General features: G+C 70.0%; 15 protein-coding genes and 2 pseudogenes. 4 read left to right on the plus strand and 13 right to left on the minus strand.

Translation table 11 applies throughout. From position 1 onward, the window contains the following. Window positions 1-27: 27 nt before the first annotated feature. On the minus strand, window positions 28-1,257 hold the full coding sequence (locus tag PV679_RS09170; RefSeq protein WP_319679595.1) for a lactonase family protein: 1,230 nt from the start codon (window positions 1,255-1,257) through the stop codon (window positions 28-30). Between the two features lie 202 nt (window positions 1,258-1,459). Here PV679_RS09170 and PV679_RS09175 point away from each other — a divergent pair, with 202 nt between their 5' ends. From PV679_RS09175 to PV679_RS09185, 3 genes are all read left to right on the plus strand, one after another. Further along, window positions 1,460-2,731, plus strand: a complete 1,272-nt coding sequence (locus tag PV679_RS09175) for a VWA domain-containing protein (protein ID WP_319679596.1) — start codon at window positions 1,460-1,462, stop codon at window positions 2,729-2,731. Then, entirely contained in the window at window positions 2,731-3,564 is an 834-nt protein-coding gene (locus tag PV679_RS09180; protein ID WP_319679597.1) for a hypothetical protein, read from the plus strand. Before PV679_RS09175 ends, PV679_RS09180 begins: the two co-directional genes overlap by 1 nt. A 196-nt stretch (window positions 3,565-3,760) precedes the next feature. Continuing rightward, on the plus strand, window positions 3,761-4,330 hold the full coding sequence (locus tag PV679_RS09185; RefSeq protein WP_319679598.1) for a TetR family transcriptional regulator: 570 nt from the start codon (window positions 3,761-3,763) through the stop codon (window positions 4,328-4,330). Between the two features lie 132 nt (window positions 4,331-4,462). On the opposite strand, the gene lysA is transcribed toward PV679_RS09185, so the two are convergent. The 3 genes from lysA to PV679_RS09200 form a co-directional block, all read right to left on the minus strand. Further along, complete coding sequence (lysA, locus tag PV679_RS09190; protein ID WP_319679599.1) at window positions 4,463-5,794, minus strand: diaminopimelate decarboxylase; 1,332 nt, start codon at window positions 5,792-5,794, stop codon at window positions 4,463-4,465. Beyond that, complete coding sequence (locus tag PV679_RS09195) at window positions 5,791-6,231, minus strand: SAV_915 family protein (RefSeq protein ID WP_319679600.1); 441 nt, start codon at window positions 6,229-6,231, stop codon at window positions 5,791-5,793. The genes lysA and PV679_RS09195 overlap by 4 nt, the downstream gene beginning before the upstream one ends. A gap of 146 nt (window positions 6,232-6,377) precedes the next feature. Continuing rightward, complete coding sequence (locus PV679_RS09200) at window positions 6,378-7,214, minus strand: helix-turn-helix transcriptional regulator (RefSeq protein WP_319679601.1); 837 nt, start codon at window positions 7,212-7,214, stop codon at window positions 6,378-6,380. A gap of 92 nt (window positions 7,215-7,306) precedes the next feature. On the opposite strand from PV679_RS09200, the pseudogene PV679_RS09205 reads away from it, so the two are divergent. Continuing rightward, a pseudogene (locus PV679_RS09205) lies at window positions 7,307-7,531 on the plus strand (AMP-dependent synthetase); the annotation flags it as partial. Window positions 7,532-7,554: 23 nt separating this feature from the next. Here the strand turns inward: PV679_RS09205 and PV679_RS09210 are convergent. The 9 genes and pseudogenes from PV679_RS09210 to tkt all read right to left on the minus strand — a co-directional run bounded on the left by PV679_RS09210 (window position 7,555) and on the right by tkt (window position 17,739). Continuing rightward, window positions 7,555-8,982: a sugar porter family MFS transporter gene (locus tag PV679_RS09210; protein ID WP_319679602.1), complete on the minus strand. Its 1,428-nt coding sequence runs from the start codon at window positions 8,980-8,982 to the stop codon at window positions 7,555-7,557. A gap of 80 nt (window positions 8,983-9,062) precedes the next feature. After that, on the minus strand, window positions 9,063-9,701 hold the full coding sequence (locus PV679_RS09215; RefSeq protein ID WP_319679603.1) for a histidine phosphatase family protein: 639 nt from the start codon (window positions 9,699-9,701) through the stop codon (window positions 9,063-9,065). A gap of 203 nt (window positions 9,702-9,904) precedes the next feature. Continuing rightward, window positions 9,905-10,522 (minus strand): NAD(P)H:quinone oxidoreductase, encoded by a 618-nt coding sequence (wrbA, locus tag PV679_RS09220; RefSeq protein WP_319679604.1) that lies wholly within the window; start codon window positions 10,520-10,522, stop codon window positions 9,905-9,907. Between the two features lie 262 nt (window positions 10,523-10,784). Further along, complete coding sequence (locus PV679_RS09225) at window positions 10,785-11,738, minus strand: ROK family glucokinase (RefSeq protein WP_319679605.1); 954 nt, start codon at window positions 11,736-11,738, stop codon at window positions 10,785-10,787. A gap of 2 nt (window positions 11,739-11,740) precedes the next feature. Then, window positions 11,741-12,655 carry a phosphogluconate dehydrogenase (NAD(+)-dependent, decarboxylating) gene (gene gnd / locus PV679_RS09230; protein ID WP_319679606.1) on the minus strand — a complete coding sequence of 305 codons (915 nt, stop codon included), beginning with the start codon at window positions 12,653-12,655 and terminating at the stop codon, window positions 11,741-11,743. A gap of 223 nt (window positions 12,656-12,878) precedes the next feature. After that, window positions 12,879-13,811 (minus strand): glucose-6-phosphate dehydrogenase assembly protein OpcA, encoded by a 933-nt coding sequence (gene opcA / locus PV679_RS09235; protein ID WP_319679607.1) that lies wholly within the window; start codon window positions 13,809-13,811, stop codon window positions 12,879-12,881. Beyond that, on the minus strand, window positions 13,808-15,349 hold the full coding sequence (gene zwf / locus PV679_RS09240) for a glucose-6-phosphate dehydrogenase (RefSeq protein ID WP_319679608.1): 1,542 nt from the start codon (window positions 15,347-15,349) through the stop codon (window positions 13,808-13,810). The genes opcA and zwf overlap by 4 nt, the downstream gene beginning before the upstream one ends. Window positions 15,350-15,353: 4 nt before the next feature. Then, window positions 15,354-15,632: pseudogene (locus PV679_RS09245) on the minus strand (transaldolase); the annotation flags it as partial. A gap of 31 nt (window positions 15,633-15,663) precedes the next feature. Then, entirely contained in the window at window positions 15,664-17,739 is a 2,076-nt protein-coding gene (tkt, locus tag PV679_RS09250; RefSeq protein ID WP_319679609.1) for a transketolase, read from the minus strand. Window positions 17,740-18,203: the final 464 nt, after the last annotated feature.

Consider the following 18,203-nt stretch of genomic DNA (forward strand, 5'->3'; position numbering starts at 1 on the left):
CGGGCCCGCGTGCGGTCGGACCGGCCGTCAGAGCGGCAGGGCGCAGACCGCGACCGGGAATGTGAACGGCTCGCCCGCGGACCGCAGTTCGCCGCCGCTCGGGTTGACATGGAAGACCGTCACCGAGTTCGACCGCTGGTTCGCGGCGAACAGCAGCTCTCCGGTGGGAGAGAGCGCGAGCTGTCGCGGAAAGTCGCCGCCGACCGGGACGGTGTCCAGCAGGCGCAGCCGCGCGCCGTCCGCTTCGACGGCGTACCGGGTCAGGCTGTTGTGACCGCGGTTGGCCAGATAGGCGAAACCGCCGTCAGGTGTGACCACGAGCTGGGCCGGGAAGCTGCTGCCCGCGCCGCCCGCGCCGGTGGACTGCGGCTCGCCCGGCGTGAGCACGCCGGTTCCCGCGTCGTACGCGCAGACGACGACGGTGTTGTCCAGCTCGTTGGCCAGATAGGCGAACGCGCCGGACGGGTGGAAGGTGAGATGGCGAGGGCCCGCGCCGGCCCGCACGGTGGCGTACGAGACCCGCGTGAGTGTGCCCGCGGTCGTGTCCAGCCGGTAGGTGTAGACGGTGTCGTTGCCCAGATCGACGGCGAGGACATGGCCGCCGTCGGGGCTGGTGATGATCTGGTGGGCGTGCGGCCCGTCCTGGCCGGGGCCGGGCGGCGGCGCGGAGTGCGTGACAAGATCCGTACGCTCGCCCAGCGCGCCCGAGGTGTCGATGGGATGCACGGCCACACTGCCCGAGGTGTAGTTGGCGCTCAGCAGCCACCGTCCGCCCGGATGCACCGAGAGATGGGTGGGTCCCGCTCCGCCGGTGCCGCGTGTGCCGAGGACCGTGTGAGCGCCGCCGTCGGAGAGAGCGATCGCCGTCACACCGCCGTCCCGCCGCTCATTGACGGTGTAGAGCGTGCCGCCGTCCGGGTGCACGGCGAGATACGACGGGTTGTCCACGCCGGTGAGTGTGCCGGTGCCCGAGATCCCGCCCGTCCCGGAGTCGTATGCCGCCAGCCCGACCCCGGTGCCGCCGCCCGCTTCCGACGTGTACGTCCCGAGGAACAGCGGCCGGACGGCGGCACGTGGCCGGACCGCCTCGTGCGGGCCACCGGCGGCCTCCGGCCGGACGGGCCCGGGCGCGGCGCCCGCGGTGGCGGACACCGCGGCGACCGCCGAGGCCCCGGCGAGCGCTCCCAGGAAGCGGCGGCGGCTCACTCCGTCCGGCGATCCTGTCGGTGGTACCGCTCCGCCGCTCGTGGGGCTCATGCCCGTCACCTCGGATGTGAATTGTGGGGGGAGTGTGGGGAAGGGACACATCCAATGTGACAGACGGGATCCCTGTGACAAATACAGTGGCCCGTTCCTGCCCCGACGACAAGGGGACCCTCTCCATTCATCCGTCGGATATGAAATGACGGGCCGTCAAGTCCCGTTTGGCTCCCGGAGTAATTCTCACTATCATCCGGCGATGATCATAAGTAAACGGTCAGCGGCCGCCGTGTGCGGTCTGGTGGCCACCCTGGCCGTAGGGCTCTTCCCTCCCGCTGCCGCCGCCGACGAACCCAGCGGGAAACCGGCCCCCAAGGTCGATCTCGTCCTCGATGTCAGCGGCTCGATGCGGACCCGCGACATCGACGGCCAGTCCCGGATGTCGGCGGCGAAACAGGCGTTCAACGAGGTACTGGACGCGGTGCCGCAAGAAGTGGAACTGGGCATCCGCACCCTCGGCGCGAACTACCCGGGCAAGGACACCAAGGTCGGCTGCAAGGACACCCGGCAGCTCTATCCCGTGGGCCCGCTGGACCGCACCGAGGCGAAGACCGCGGTCGCCACTCTCGCTCCCACCGGCTGGACACCGATCGGCCCCGCACTCCTCGGCGCGGCCGAGGACCTCGAAGGCGGTGACGCCACCCGCCGTATCGTCCTCATCACCGACGGTGAGGACACCTGCGCTCCACTCGATCCGTGCGAGGTCGCGCGGGAGATCGCGGCCAAGGGCATCCATCTCGTCATCGACACCCTGGGCCTGGTGCCCGACGCCAAGACCCAGCGCCAGCTCATGTGCATCGCCGAGGCCACCGGCGGCACCTACACCTCGGTGCGGCACACCGACGAACTCTCCGGCCGGGTGTCCCAGCTCGTGGACCGCGCCGCCGACCCGGTCGCCGTCCCGGTGGCCACCGAGGGCGCCGCGCGCTGCGCCGACGCACCGCGGCTCAAGCCCGGTCTCTACAGCGACCGCGAGAAGTTCTCCGAGCACCGCTGGTACCGCGTGGACGTCCTGCCTGGCCAGGAGCTGCGCGCCTCGGTGAGCATCGCCTCCGACCGCGCCGTCGACAACGACTACGGCGTCCTGCTGCGCGCCGTGACGGTGCACGGCCGGGAGATCGTCCGGGGTTCGGAGGCGGGCGACGGGCGGACCGATGTGATCTCGACCGGGCTGCGCTATCCGAAGCCGCCGGTCGACGACGTCGACGAGGTGGGACCGGCGCCGGAGACGGTCTGTCTCCAGGTCAGCAACGCCTTCTCGGCGCCCGACTCCGTGAAGACCACGCCGGGCATGCCGGTCGAGCTGACCGTCGGCCTGGTCGACTCGCCCGACGAGCCGTCGGACGCCGCGGCGTTCGGCCTCGGCCGGGGCTGGTGGCTGCTCGGCCTGCTGGCCCTCGCCGGCCTGATCGCCGGCCTGCTGTGGGGCTGGGTCTCGCGCTGGCGCGTCGCTGTCTGGAGGACCAACTGATGCGTATCACCGGTATGTTCACGGGAACCATGCTGGCCGGAGTGCTGCTTCTCGGCACGGCCGGCGGCGCCGTCGCGGACGACACACCGAGCCCTTCGGCCACCTCCTCGGACGCGACGGACAGCGCCGAGGGGCCGACCGAGGCGGGCACGTCCTTCGGTACGGCGGCCGCTTTCCAGCCGGGCCGGCGGGCCACCGCCGACGGCTCCACGGGTGACTATCTCTACTGGGTGTTTCCCGTCGACGCGGGACAGCGCGCCACCGTGACCGCCAAGGTCACACTGCCCGGATCCACCGCCAGACAGGGCGCGGCCACCTGGCAGGTGGATGTGTACGACGGGCTGCGCCGCCGCCAGCCGTGCGTCAACGGCGCGCAGACCAGGGCGATAGCGGCCGGCGCGGGCACGGTCGAGCTGCGCTGCACGCTCCGTACCGTACGGGCCTGGGCCGAGCCCTGGGCCAACGATCCGCTGCCGGGCAGCTACTACGTACGCCTGACCGTCCTGAACGCGCCGGCGTCGGACCTGGGTCTGCCCGTGCGGGCGGAGGTCGAGGCCACCACCGCGGACATGGGCGGGGCCCACGCGGTCGGCGGCCGGCTCGCCGCGCCGCTGACGCCCGGTGCCACCACCTCGGAGGACGAGGAGGGAGCGAGCGACGGCCGGCCGGTGTCGGCCGGTGTCGAGCCGGAGGACGGCTGGTCCTCGGGCCGGTGGTCGGACCGTTGGATCTGGACGGCGGCCGGTGGCGTGATCTGCGCGCTGGCCGGCATCGCCGGCTACTCGCTGGCGCGTCCCTCCCGGCGTCCGGCGGGGATGCCACCGGGCGCCTGACCTTGTGGACGCGGCGGCCCGGGACACCTCCCGGGCCGCCGCGGCGGTGGGATCAGTGGACCAGGACCGGTTCCGGCGTCATCGCCGTACCGATACCGAGGCCCAGCGGGACCATGGCGGGCGGTACGGGACCCGCATGTCGTTGCCGACAGCCAGATCGCACCGTCAAACAAACTAGTTCGTTTATAGTGGAGGCATGAACGCTGGAGAGGCTACGAAGCGCCGCCTGCTGGACGCCGCCACCGCCGAATTCGCCACGTACGGCATCGCCGGCGCACGGGTGGACCGGATCTCGGCCACCGCCCGTGCGAACAAGGCGCAGCTCTACGCCTACTTCGGGAACAAGGAAGGCCTCTTCGACGCGGTCTTCGGCGAGCACCTCGACATGATCGTCAACACGGTCCCGCTGGACGCGAAGGACCTGCCCGGCTATGCCACCGGCCTGTACGACGCGTATCTCGTACACCCGGAGCTGGTCCGGCTGGCGACCTGGTCCCGGCTGGAGCGCGTTCCCGCGGGTGACCTGATCACCAACATGGAGGACCACGACGCGCTGAAACTCCGGTCGATCGCCGACGCGCAGCGCGACGGCCACATCAACCCCGCGCTCGCACCCACCGATGTGCTGTCACTCGTCACCGCGATGTCCATGGCCTGGTCGCCGGCGAGCGTCATCATCGCCGCCGCCAGGGACGACGCGGACGCCGAGCATGAACGGCGCAAGTCCGCTCTCGCCGAAACCGTGCGCCGCGCGTTCGCTCCCTGACCGGGACAGGGACCGGGATCCGGACGCCGACGCGCAAAGGCGGCCGAGGAGGCAGAGCGCTCGCGCACCACCGTTCCCCGGCCACCTCGTACGACTCCGGTCCCGGCCTTCCGCGCCGCCGGTCCGGCCCGGTCAGAGGCCGACGTCCCGGCTGCGCAGGTCGTCGAAGTTCTCCCGGCGCACCAGCATCCGCGACCGCCCGCCGGAGACCGCCACCACCGGCGGACGGCCCGTCATGTTGTAGCCCGACGCCATCGACACGTGATAGGCGCCGGCGGCCGGCACCGCCAGCACATCCCCAGGCCGGATGTCCTCCGGCAGCTCCACCGCCTCCGCGAGCACATCACCGGCCTCGCAGTGCCGGCCGACGACCGTCGTCGTCCGCATCGGAGCCGTGGACGCGCGGCCCACCCTGCGGACCGTGTAGCGCGCGCCGTACAGCGCGGGCCGCGGATTGTCGCTCATCCCGCCGTCGACGGCGACGAAGACGCGACCGCCGGTCCGCTTCACCGACAGCACCCGGTAGAGCGCGATCCCGGCCGGTGCGACGACCGAGCGGCCCGGCTCCACGGTCAGCCGCGGGACCGGCAGACCGTGCTCGGCGCAGGCGCTCGCCAGCGTGTCGCTGATCACCCGGCCGTACACCGACGGGGCGGGCGCCGGATCACCGGGCAGATACGCCACCGCGAAACCACCGCCCATGTCCAGCTCGGGCAGGGTCACACCGTGCCGGTCCCTGAGCCCGGCCATAAAGGCCACGACCCGCCGTACCGCTTCCGCGTACGGCTCGGCCTCCGCGATCTGCGAGCCCAGATGGCAGTGCAGACCGACGAGTTCGAGCCTGGGCTGGCCGAGGATCCGGGCGACGGCCTCCGCCGCGTCGCCGTCCGCGATCGAGAGACCGAACTTCTGTCCTTCCGCGCCCGTACGGATCTTGCGGTGCCCGCCCGCCTCGATGCCGGGCAGCACACGGACCATGACCCGCTGCGAACCGGGCCCCGGCACCTGCGCCGCGAGCCGCGCTATCTCACAGCCCGAGTCGATGACGATCCTGCCGACGCCGAGACGCAGCGCGGTCCGCAGATCCTGAGGCGACTTGGCGTTGCCGTGCAGCACGATCCGGTCGGCCGGAAAACCGCGGGTGGCGGCCAGTTCGAGCTCGCCCGCGGAGCAGACGTCGAGGCCGAGGCCCTCCTGCTCCATCCAGTCGATGACCGCCCGGCACAGAAACGCCTTGGCGGCGTACACGACCTCGCCGCCGGGAAACGCGTGGCGCCAGGCCTGGGCACGGGCGCGCATCTCGTCCTCGTCGAGGACATACGTCGGAGTGCCGTAGCGCTCGGCCAGCTCCGCGAGGGAGACCCCGCCCACGGCGATGTCGCCGCCGGGTGCGACGACGGCGGACGCGGGCCAGACCGTCGGAGAGTTCAACTCGCTGATCTTCAGCAGAGGTTCGGTGGTCATACGGGCATCGCCTCCGAAAGATCCATGGCACGGCGCGCGCAGGCCGGGTCCGGCGCGGGCCTGCCGATCGCCGGCGCGGTGAGCTGAGGATCCACCGTGACCAGGGCCGCGCCGAGTGGCGCGGCGAGCGCGCGCAGCGCCGGCTCCGCCAGCCTGATCCACCGCTGCTGCTCACCGAGGACGGCGGTCAGCCGCCGCGCGCTGGTGAAGCCGATCGCGGTGCGCGCGCCGAGCGGCGTACGCGCGAAACGCAGATACCGTCCGCCGGCCGAGCCGATCCGTACGGGTACGTACAGCGGCTTCGCCGCGCCGGGTCTGTCGGGGTCGGCGTCGGAGTCGGCCTCCGGAGCCTGTTCCGGATGCGGGCCCGAGGCCGTGGTGGAGGCCGGGTCGGGGTCCGAGCCCTCGTCCGCGTCCTCGGATGTGAGGCGCTTCATGGTGCCCTCCCAGGAGAGTCGATCGCTGTCTGACACCTGGAAGCTATGCCCGCCGGGAAGCGGATCGCGGTGCCCCTGATGGAGCGTTGACCTGCTGAGGCCGCTTTTTGACGCGCTCCTGGCGCGGGATCCTCGTCGGCGGGTGTTCAGGGCAGCAGGCCCGCCCGCCGGGCCGCCACCACCGCGTCCAGCCGGGTGTGCGTGCCCAGTTTGCGCATCGCCGAGCGCAGATAGCCCTTGACCGTCTCCGGGCGCAGACCCAGCAGTTCCGCCGCCGTCGCGTTCGTCGAGCCGGAGGCGACGCAGGCCAGGACATCCACCTCGCGCGGTGCGAGAGTCACCGGCGACTCACGCGGCGGAGGTCCCGCCGGGATCGCCGCGCCCGATGGCCGTCCGCAGACCGCCGGCAGTTCGTCGCGCAGGGCCGGGTCCACGATCCGCGGCGCCAGCGCCCGCAGTTCGCTGTGGGCCGCGCGCACCTCCTCCCACGCACCGGGGCCCGCGGACGGCTCACGGCACAGCGTCAGCAGCCGTTGTACCTCGTCCCGTACGACCAGGGCCCGCTCCACGTCCCGGGCCGCGGCGACCGCCGCGTCGAAGGTCCGCCCGCCGATCGGGAGGGCGCTGCGCAGCGCGCCGTACAGCACTCCGCGCACCGCGCGCCGTACGACCACGGGCACCGCGAGCACCGAGCGCAGGCCCTCCGCCGCCACCGCCGCGTCGTACTCATGGCTGATGTGCCGCGCCACGCGGTAGTCGGTGACCGCGCACGGTCTGGACAAGGCGATGGACTTGCCGCCCAGGCCGTTGCCCGAGGAGATCGCGAGGCCGCGCAGCGCGCCGGTCGAGGCGCCGTTCAGCTCGGCGATACGGAGCTGTCCGGCATCGTGCAGCAGTCCACCGAAGGCCACCGGCAGTCCGGTCGTCCGGCGCAGTCGCAGCAGCGCCGCCCGTATCTCCACCGCCTCGACCGCTTCGGCCATGTCCGTATCCTCCCGCCGGGCCCGCCGCCACCTCCGTCCGGAGGTGGCGGGACCCGCGTCACTGGTTACACGATGCCGGGGCGTGTCGCGGTCGCACCCGTGTCACCTTCGCCGAGATGTCCGCTCGCTCCGACCGGGCCGCCAACCGGCCGCGTGAGCAGAGCGTACGGGCCGAGGACCGGATCGTCGTCATGCTCGGCGGCCAGGTCGAGCCGTGGGAGACCGCGCTCGCCGCCATGAGGCCGCGGGCCGTCGTCATCCCCGCCGCACCGCTCCTCGGCCGCGCCGATCCGCGCGATCGCGGCCGGTCCGGCCAGGCCCTGAATCGGAGGTGAGGTGCTCAGCTCGCATCGCCGAGTTCCTTGCCGTTCGTCTCGCGGACGAACTTGCTGATGAAGCCGAACGACAGAACGGCGAAGGCGGCGTAGACGACGTAGGTGGCCGACAGGTTCCAGTCCGACAGGCGCGGGAAGGTCTCGGTCACTGCCCAGTTGGCGATCCAGTTGAACGCGGTGGCGACGGACATGGCGGCGGCGCGGATCTTCGGCGGGAACATCTCGCCGATCATGACCCACAGGATGACGCCCCAGGAGACGGCGAAGAAGAAGACGAAGGCGTGCGCGGCGATCAGCGCCACGGTTCCCTGCGTGTCCGGGATGGAGATGCTGTCACCGCTGCCGGTCTTGTATGAGAACGCCCAGGCGGCCAGGGCGAGAGAGACCGCCATTCCGGCCGAGCCGATGAGAGCCAGCGGCTTACGGCCGATCCGGTCGATGAACAGCATCGCCACGACCGTACCCACGATGTTGATCACCGAGGTGGACAGACTGATCAGCAGCGAGCTGGACTGCTCGATTCCCACCGACTGCCACAGGATCGAGGAGTAGTAGAAGATCACGTTGATGCCGACGAACTGCTGGAAGACGGCCAGGCCTATGCCGGTCCAGACGATTGGCAGCAGTCCGAAGCGGCCGCCGAACAGGTCGCTGATCCGGGGCTTGTCACTTCTGTCGAGGGCGAGTCGGATTTCCGCGATCCGGGCCTCGGTGTCCACGTCGCTGCCCTCGATGTCGCGCAGCGCGGCGCCGGCCCGCTGCAGTCGTCGGGTGGTGATCAGGAAGTGGGGAGACTCGGGAATACGGCTGGCGAGGAGCGAGTAGAGGACGGCCGGGACCACGGCGGCCATCAGCATCCACTGCCATGCCTCCAGCGGGCCGAGGGAGTTCTGGCTTTCGCCTCCGGCGCCTTGGGCGATGACCCAGTTGACGAGTTGGGAGGCGGTGATGCCCAGCACGATCGCGGCCTGCTGGAAGGAGGCCAGACGGCCGCGGTAGCGCGTGGGGGCCACCTCGGCGATATATGTCGGGCCGATCAGGGACGCGAGGCCGATCGCGATACCGCCGAGGCCTCGCCAGGCCGCGAGGTCCCAGACGGAGAAGGGCAGCGATGAGCCGAGCGCGCTGATGGCGAAGAGTGCGGCGGCGATGTGCATGACCCGCAGTCGGCCGATGCGGTCGGCGAGGCGGCCGGCGAAGCCCGCGCCGACGGCGGATCCCAGGAGTGCGGCGGACACGATCGTGCCGGTCTCCGAGGACGAGATGTCGAAGTGCTGCTGGATTCCGGTGACAGCGCCGTTGATGACGGCGCTGTCGTAGCCGAAGAGAAAGCCGCCGATCGCCGCGGCGGCGGCGATGAAGGTGACGCGGCGGAGGTTTGGTTTCGCTGGTTGCCGGGCGGATCGGGTGTCCGGGAATGTGCTGGAGGTCATGGGAACGTGCTCCGTGTCGAGGCGCCGGGTTCGGCATGCCGAATGTCGCCGAATGGGGGCTGATGTGTAAGCCGTGGAGATCAGAAGGCCGCGGTGATGGCGGAGGCCCCGGCGAGGGAGCGATCCGCGCTGCGGTTCCACTCGACGATCACAGGGCGGCCGTGCTCGGTACCGAGGCGGCTGACCGTCGCGGTGTCGAGGCGGAACAGGGATCCCGCGGCGGGAAGCAGGCCGAGCCGCCGGGCGGTGAGAACCCGGAGGAAGTGGCCGTGGGCGACCAGGACCACATCGCCGCCTGCCGGGTCGTCGAGCAGCGGGCCGATTCGGGAGAGGACGCGGTCGGCGCGGGCCCCGATGTCGTGCGGCTGTTCTCCGGGATGCCCGGGTGGGCCGGGGACGACGCCGTCGGTCCACAGGTTCCAGTCGGGGCGGGTGCGGTGGATCTGGGCGGTTGTGATGCCTTCGTAGCCGCCGTAGTCCCACTCGTGCAGGTCGGGTTCGATCTCGGCACGACGCAGGCCGGCGAGTTCGGTGGTGCGTTGAGCGCGCTGGAGCGGGCTGGTCAGTACCAGGGCGGGCGGCCGCCCGGCGAGGAGCCGGGCGGCCGACCGTGCCTGGTCCTCACCATGCGAGGTGAGCGGCAGGTCCGTGTAGCTGGTGTGCTGACGCGAGACAGTCCACTCGGTTTCGCCGTGGCGGACCAGGACAAGTTCACCCATGGTGGGTCATCTTCTTTCGGGCCTTGTGGGCCAGCGGGGTGAGGTCCTGTCCGGTCGGTCTTCGTGGATCAGTCCGGGCGTCTGGTGCGGTGCGTCGCAAGGCGGAGGATCGTGCTCGTACTGGATGTACGTGAATGATTCCGACGACGTGGCGAGGTGCCGTGGCAGACGTTCCGGGCCCGTGAAGACCGTCCGGGCAGGGCTCAGGCGGTGAATCCGGTCTTGAAGGCGCGCGTCAGCAGGACCACGCGCTCGGCCTGGTGGCGGGCGGAGTTGAGGGTCTGTTCGCCGATGGGGTTGTTGCCCTGGGCGTCGACGTGCGAGGTGCCGTACGGGTTGCCGTCGACGAACTTGACGGGGTCGGTGTAGCCGGGGGAGACGATGAGGCCGCCGAAGTGGTGAATCGAGTTGTACAGAGCGAGGAGGGTGGACTCCTGGCCGCCGTGGGTGGTGGCGGTGGTGACGAAGCCGCTGTAGAGCTTGTTCGCGAGCTTGCCCTGCGCCCACAGGCCGCCGAGCGTGTCGATGAACTGCTTGAGCTGCGAAGAGATGTTGCCGAAGCGGGTGGGGGTGCCGAAGATCACGGCATCGGCCCAGTCGACGTCGTCAGGGGTGGCGACCGGGATGCCGGCGCTCTCCGCGGCGTGGGCGGCCCACGCCTCGTTGGCGGCGATCGCGGCCTCGGGGGCGAGCTCGGCGGCCTTGAGCAGCCGAACCTCGGCGCCGGCCTTCTCGGCCGCGTCGCTGATCTCCTTTGCGATCTTGGCGCTGAAGCCGGTGGACGAGTAGTAGATGACAGCGAGCTTGACGGGCGAAGCCATGATGTGGATCTCCAGTAGTGGATGTAGTGAGGTGCGGTCGCGGGCGCCGGCCGTGGTCGGCGGAGAGCCGCGAGCAAGTGGTTGATATTTCAACCATCTCGTTGAACTGTAAACCATGTGTTTGGATTCCCGTGCGCCCAGGGGTCTTGGATCAGGCTGATGAATCTTCCGTGGAGCCGCTCACGCTCTCCCGGAAGCGGGCGCCGGGGCATCCCTGAGGGCGCGCTGGTGCCGGCCACACCAGCGCGCTTGAAGGCGGATGTCAGCGGTATCGGGCCAGGTTGGCAGCGCCGATGAGGCCGACCTCCTGTCCGACGGTGGCGGTGACGACGTCGGCGTACACGCGGTGGTCTCCACCACCGAGTGCCTTGCGGTACGAGGCCTCGGCGGGGCGGGCGATCAGCTCACCGGTCTCGCCGAGGCCACCACCGATGACGAAAACGGCTGGGTCAAGGATGGACGCCAGGTCGGCGAGTGCCTGCCCGACCCAGCGGCCGGTCTCCTCGAAGAGCTCCAGGGCGAGCGGGTCCCCGGCCATCGCTGCCTCGGTGACGTGCCGGCCGTGGATGCCGTCAGGACTGCCGTCGCCCAGAGCGAGGAGCGCGGCGGCGCGACCGGGATCGGTCGCGGCGGCTTCGCGGGCGCGACGGGTGTGAGCGGCACCGGAGGCGTACTGCTCGATGCAGCCGTGCTGGCCGCAGCCACAGGGAAGCCCATCCGGTACGGCCCGATAATGGCCGATCTCTCCGCCCATGCCGAACCTGCCCCGGAAGAGCTGCCCTCCGGTGATGATTCCACCGCCCAGTCCCGTGCCGACAGTGACCATGACCATGTCTTCGTGGTCGGCTCCCGCGCCGTACACGAACTCGCCCCAGGCGGCGGCATTGGCATCGTTCTCGACGACGACCGGCAGCTTGGTGGCGCGTTCGACGATCTCCCGGAGGGGCTCGTCCTGCCAGCCCAGGTTGGGCGCGAAGCGGACGGTGGAGCGCTGCCGGTCGACGTAGCCGGCGGCGCCGACCCCCACCGCCCGCACGCCGTCCCAGCCTTGGCGGACCTGCTCCACGGCGCTTGCGATGGCACGGGCGATCAGGCTCGGGTCATGTGGTGTGACGACGCGGACCCTTGAGAGGATCTCTCCCTTGGGGTCCACCACCCCGGCGGCGATCTTGGTGCCACCGAGGTCGACGCCGACCGTGAGGCCGTCAGTCTGCATGGTTACCGACCGCCGTCCGTGTTCTTGGCGTTCTTGGCGTTCTTGGCGTTCTCGACCGCGTGGCCGCCGAACTGGTTGCGCAGCGACGCGATCATCTTCATCTGCGGGGAGTCCTCTTGGCGCGAGGCGAACCGGGCGAAGAGGGAGGCTGTGATCGCGGGCAGCGGCACAGCGTGGTCGATGGCCGCCTCAACGGTCCAGCGGCCCTCGCCGGAGTCCTGGGCGACGCCCTTGAGTCCGTCCAGATGCTCGTCCTCGTCGAGGGCGTCGACCGCGAGGTCGAGCAGCCAGGAGCGGATGACCGTACCTTCCCGCCAGGAGCGGAAGACCTCGCGGACGTCGGTGACGGAATCGACCTTCTCCAGTAGCTCCCAGCCCTCGGCGTAGGCCTGCATCATCGCGTACTCGATGCCGTTGTGGACCATCTTGGAGAAGTGCCCGGCGCCGACGTTGCCCGCGTGGACGTAGCCGTACGGCCCCTCCGGCTTGAGCGCGTCGAAGATCGGCTGGACTCTGGCGACGTGCTCGGCGACGCCGCCGACCATCAGCGCGTAGCCGTTCTCCAGCCCCCACACGCCGCCGGAGACACCCGCGTCGACGAAGCCGATGCCCGTGGCGCCCAGTTCGGCGGCATGTCTCTCGTCCTCGGTCCAGCGGGAGTTGCCGCCGTCGACGACGGTATCGCCGGGCTCAAGGAGCTTTCCGAGTTCGTCGATGACGGACTGGGTGGCGGCGCCGGCCGGAACCATCACCCAGACCGTACGTGGCGCTTCGAGTTTCTCGACCAGTGCGGACAAGCTGTCGGCGTCGGAGAGTTCGGGGTTGTGGTCGTAGCCGACGACGGTGTGGCCGGCGCGGCGGATCCGCTCGCGCATGTTGCCGCCCATCTTGCCGAGGCCAATGAGTCCGAGCTGCATGTCAGTTACTCCTGTGCTGTTCGTGGTCGGTCAGCATGCCGATGCGACGGCTGTGGCCCGGGTCCTGGCTGAAGGGGGTCCTCACGACGACCTCCCACAGGTGCCCGGCTGCCACGACGGTGTGCATCCGGGCGCCCGATGCTGATGACGTCGGCGTCGTTGTGCTCGCGGCCGAGGCGTGCGGCGTTGTCGTTCCGGGCCGGGGACATCGCTGCTCCCGGCGTCAGACATCGTTCTTCAGCTCCCTGGCGGTGGCGCTCAGGGCGTCGGCGTAAGCCTCGTCCGGGTCGAGACGACGCAGTTCCTCGGCGATCAGCTCGGCCGTGCCGCGGACGCGCAAAGGGAGGGCGCGGGTGGGCTGGTGAGGGATGGACAAGGTGGCAAGGGTCCCGTCCGGGCGGTCGATGACGATCTCGCCGTCGGCGGTGCGCAACCGCACACCGGTGATGACAGGGCCCTTGGTCACAACGCGTCGCACCGGCACGCCGAGTCGGTCGGCGAACCAGCGGGCCAGCAGCTCGGCGCTGGGATTCTCGGCCTCGCTCTCCACGACCGCCCAGGTCACTGTGGCGCGGGCCTGGTCCAACGCCGCCGCCAGCATCGAGCGCCACGGAGTGAGCCGGGTCCAGGCGAGGTCGGTGTCACCGGGGGCGTACGTGGTGGTGCGTACGGCCAGCTCCCTGAGGGGTTCCTCGACGGCGTACGAGTCGGTGATGCGGCGCTGCGCCAGGGCGCCGAGCGGATCCTTCGCCGGGGCGGCCGGGGCGTCCACCGGCCACCAGACGACCACCGGCGTGTCAGGCAGCAGCAGCGGTACGACCGCAGAGTCGGCGTTTTCGGTCAGTTCGCCGTACAGCCGCAGGAGGACGGTCTCGGCGTTGCCGGCGTCGCTGCCGACCTGTACTTCGGCGTCCAGGCGGGTCTCGCCGCGCCGCTGTGCCCTGCGGGTGGGGCGCTTGATGACAGCCAGGATGCGGGAGGGGTGTTCGCGGGAGGCATCGGACGCGGCCTTGACCGCGTCATGAGCGTTCTCCTCGTCCGTGACGATGACCAGGTTGAGCACCATGCCGACGGCAGGGCTGCCGTTGGCCCGGCGTGCCTGGACCAACGCTTTGTTGATCTCGCCGGCTGTGGTGTTCGGGAGTTCGATGTTCATGGCCTTCGCCAGCTTCTTCCGTCTCGTGCGAGCATCTGATCCGCCTCGACAGGCCCCCAGCTTCCAGCGGCGTACTGGGCCGGTGTGCCGTGCTTTTCCCAGTACTCCTCGATGGGATCGAGGATCTTCCAGGATTCCTCGACCTCCTCGGTGCGAGGGAAGAGATTGGCGTCGCCGAGCAGGACGTCGAGGATCAGCCGCTCGTACGCCTCGGGGCTCTCCTCGGTGAAGGACTCGCCGTAGGCGAAGTCCATGGTGACGTCGCGGATCTCCATCGAGGTGCCCGGCACCTTGGAGCCGAAGCGGACGGTAACGCCCTCGTCGGGCTGGACGCGGATGACGATCGCGTTCTGGCCCAGTTCCTCGGTGGCCGTCGAGTCGAACGGGGAGTGCGGGGCGCGCTGGAGGACGACCGCGATCTCTGTCACGCGCCGCCCGAGCCGCTTGCCCGTGCGCAGGTAGAAGGGGACGCCCGCCCAACGCCGATTGTCGATCTCCAGCTTGATCGCGGCGTATGTGTCGGTCTTCGACGCGGGGTCGATGCCATCCTCTTCGAGGTAGCCGATGACCTTCTCACCGCCCTGCCAGCCGGTGGCGTACTGCCCGCGCACCGTGTGCTTGCCCAGGTCGTCGGGGAGCGTGGCGGCCTTGAGGACCTTCAGTTTCTCCGTGACCAGGGACTCGGCGTCGAAGGCGGAGGGCTCCTCCATCGCGGTCAGCGCGAGGAGTTGGAGGAGGTGGTTCTGGATGACGTCCCTGGCCGAGCCGATGCCGTCGTAGTAGCCGGCGCGGCCGCCGATGCCGATGTCCTCGGCCATGGTGATCTGCACGTGGTCGATGAAGGACCGGTTCCAGATCGGCTCGAACATCTGGTTGGCGAAGCGCAGCGCCAGGATGTTCTGGACGGTTTCCTTGCCCAGATAGTGGTCGATGCGGAACACCTGGTCAGGAGGGAAGACCTCATGGACGACCTGGTTCAGTTCCTTGGCGCTGGTGAGGTCGTGGCCGAAGGGTTTCTCGATGACCGCACGCCGCCACGAACCCTCGGGGGCATCGGACAGGCCGTGCCTCTTCAGCTGCCGTACCACTTGGGGGAAGAACTTCGGCGGAACGGAGAGGTAGAAGGCGTAGTTGCCGCTGGTGCCCCGGGCCGCGTCGAGCTCGTCAACCGTCTCGCGCAGATTCTTGAACGCCTCGTCGTCGCCGAAGTCACCGGGGATGAATCGCATCCCTTCGGACAGTTGGTTCCAGACCTCCTCGCGGAATGGGGTCCGAGCGTGTTCGCGTACGGAGTCGTGGACGATCTGGGCGAAGTCCTGGTGCTCCCACTCGCGACGAGCGAAACCGACCAGCGAGAAGCCCGGCGGCAGGAGACCGCGGTTGGCGAGGTCGTAGACGGCCGGCATCAGCTTCTTGCGGGACAGGTCGCCGGTGACGCCGAAGATCACGAGGCCGGACGGTCCGGCGATGCGGGGAAGGCGACGGTCCGCGGGGGAGCGCAGCGGGTTGGTCCAGCCTTCGGTGACGTTTTGTGGCATGACGTCAGGCCTCCTTGGAGTCAAGGCGCTCGGTCTCGGTGGAGGCGAGCAAGTCGTTCCATGCCCGCTCGGACTTCGCGACGCTCTCGTCCTCCACAAGCCGCGCCACTCCGTCGTACGAGATTCCGGGCCTCTCGACCGCGTCGAGGTCGGCGCGCGTCTGCTTGTAAGGGACGGTGATGGTGTTGCCGGTGATCCGGCCGTGGTCCTCGGCGGCCGTGGCCTCCGGCATGGTGTTCACCGTGTTCGGAGCGACCGGACCGTCGACGTACAGGGTTTCGGTCAAGGTGGTCATCTTCTTTCTGGCGATCGGATCAACCGCGCGCGGCAGCCAGCGACTCTCGGGCGGCGGCGGCGACCTTCTCGGGGGTGAAGCCGAATTCGGCGAACAGGGTCTCGGCGTCGGCGGAGGCGCCGAAGTGTTCGAGAGAGACGATGCGCCCTGCGTCACCTACGTACTTGTGCCACGTCAGGCCGATGCCCGCCTCGACCGCGACGCGGGCCTTCACGGACGGTGGCAGAACGCTGTCGCGGTACTCGCGCGGCTGCTCCTCGAACCACTCGACGGACGGCATCGACACGACCCGGGTGCCGATCCCCTCGGCCTCCAGACGTTCGCGGGCGGCGACGGCGAGCTGGACCTCGGAGCCGGTGGCGATGAGTACGACGGCCGGGGTGCCGTCGGAGGAGTCCTGGAGGACGTAACCGCCGCGTGCGGCATCCTCGTTGGGCGCGTACGTCGGCACGCCCTGGCGGGTGAGGGCCAGGCCGTGCGGGGCCGGGTTGGTGGCGTGGCGTTTGAGGATCTCGCCCCAGGCCATGGCGGTCTCGTTGGCGTCGGCGGGACGGACGATGTTCAGGCCGGGGATGGCGCGAAGCGAGGCAAGGTGTTCGACCGGCTGGTGGGTCGGGCCGTCCTCGCCGAGGCCGATGGAGTCGTGCGTCCACACGTATGTCACGGGAAGCTTCATCAGCGCGGCCATGCGGACGGCGTTGCGCATGTAGTCGGAGAACACCAGGAAGGTGCCGCCGTAGATACGGGTGTTGCCGTGCAGCGCGACGCCGTTCATCTCCGCGGCCATCGAGAACTCGCGGATGCCGAAGTGGACCGTACGGCCGTACGGGTCGGCCTCGGGCAGCGGGTTGCCCTGGGGCAGGAAGGACGACGTCTTGTCGATGGTGGTGTTGTTCGAGCCGGCCAGGTCGGCTGAGCCGCCCCAGAGCTCGGGCAGGACCGCGCCGAGCGACTGGAGCACCTTGCCGGAGGCGGCCCGGGTGGCGACCGCCTTGCCGGGTTCGAAGACCGGCAGGGCGTGTTCCCAGCCCTCGGGCAGCTTACCGGCCACGACGCGGTCGAAGAGCTTCGCGCGCTCCGGGTTGGCACCGCGCCACTTGTCGATCCGACTGTCCCAGGCCGCGTGTGCTTCGGCGCCCCGGTCCAGGGCCGCGCGAGTGTGAGCGAGGACGTCGTCGGCGACGTCGAAGGTCTTGTCCGGGTCGAATCCGAGGACCCGCTTGGTGGCCGCGACCTCGTCCGCGCCGAGTGCGGAGCCGTGCGCGGCCTCGGTGTTCTGGGCGCCCGGGGCGGGCCAGGCGATGATCGTGCGCATGGCGATGATCGAGGGTCGCTCGGTCTCGGCCTGCGCCGCCTTGAGAGCCGCGTAGAGCGCGTGGACATCGATGTCGCCGCTCTCGGTGGGCTCGATGCGCTGCGTGTGCCAGCCGTACGCCTCGTACCGCTTCAGCACGTCCTCGGAGAACGCGGTGGCGGTGTCGCCCTCGATGGAGATGTGGTTGTCGTCGTAGACGAAGACGAGATTGCCGAGCTTCTGGTGTCCGGCGAGGGAGGATGCCTCGGCGGAGACGCCCTCCTCAAGGTCGCCGTCGGAGATGATCGCCCAGATGGTGTGGTCGAAAGGGGACTCGTTCGAGGGAGCGTCCGGGTCGAACAGGCCGCGCTCGTAACGGGCGGCCATCGCCATGCCGACGGCGTTCGCGACGCCTTGGCCGAGGGGGCCCGTCGTGGTTTCCACACCGATGGTGTGACCGTGCTCGGGATGGCCAGGTGTGAGCGAACGGTGCGTACGGAAAGACTTGAGATCGTCCAGATCGAGACCGAACCCGGCGAGGAAGAGCTGAGTGTAGAGCGTCAGCGAGGTGTGTCCCGGGGACAGGACGAACCGGTCACGGCCGAACCAGCCCGCGTCGGCCGGGTCGTAACGCATCACCTTCTGGAAGATCGTGTACGCGGCAGGGGCCAGACTCATCGCGGTGCCGGGGTGGCCGTTCCCGACCTTCTGTACGGCGTCGGCCGCCAGGATGCGGGCAGTGTCAACAGCCCGCTGGTCCAGGTCTGTCCATTCGAGACTGCTATGTGAAGGCTTGCTCATCGTGATCGAGCTCTCTCCGTCGTCTTCGGCGCTCGGGTGCGCCCTTGGTAAGTAGTTGAACGTTATACAACGTGGATCGAGCGTGTATTCCCCTCGATTGGACGCGATGTGCCGCCTCGGGGGCACGGACACCGGATGTCATGGCCACGGCAGCGGGACCACCGCGATACCGTGCGTATGCCGTGGGTGTGCGCGGGTGCCTACGGGGGCGACGTTAGGCCCTGCGCCGGGGCTCGCGTTGTCCGGGAACGCATGCGGACGTGCCCGGCAGCGTACGGAGTTCGGTGTGGCGCGCGTTCCCGGCTCCGCGCTGCTGGGCGCGGCCTCGTGCTGGTCGAGGCTGGTCTGGATACGGTCGGGACCGCCCCTGGCCTCGCTCACCTTCTGGTTTCACGGCAGCACGGCATGATCATTTATCGGACAGCCCGCCGCTTCCGAACCAGGGCGTGTTTCGAAAGCGGAGC

This window comes from Streptomyces sp. AK02-01A, from assembly GCF_033795305.1.
Lineage (GTDB): Bacteria > Actinomycetota > Actinomycetes > Streptomycetales > Streptomycetaceae > Streptomyces.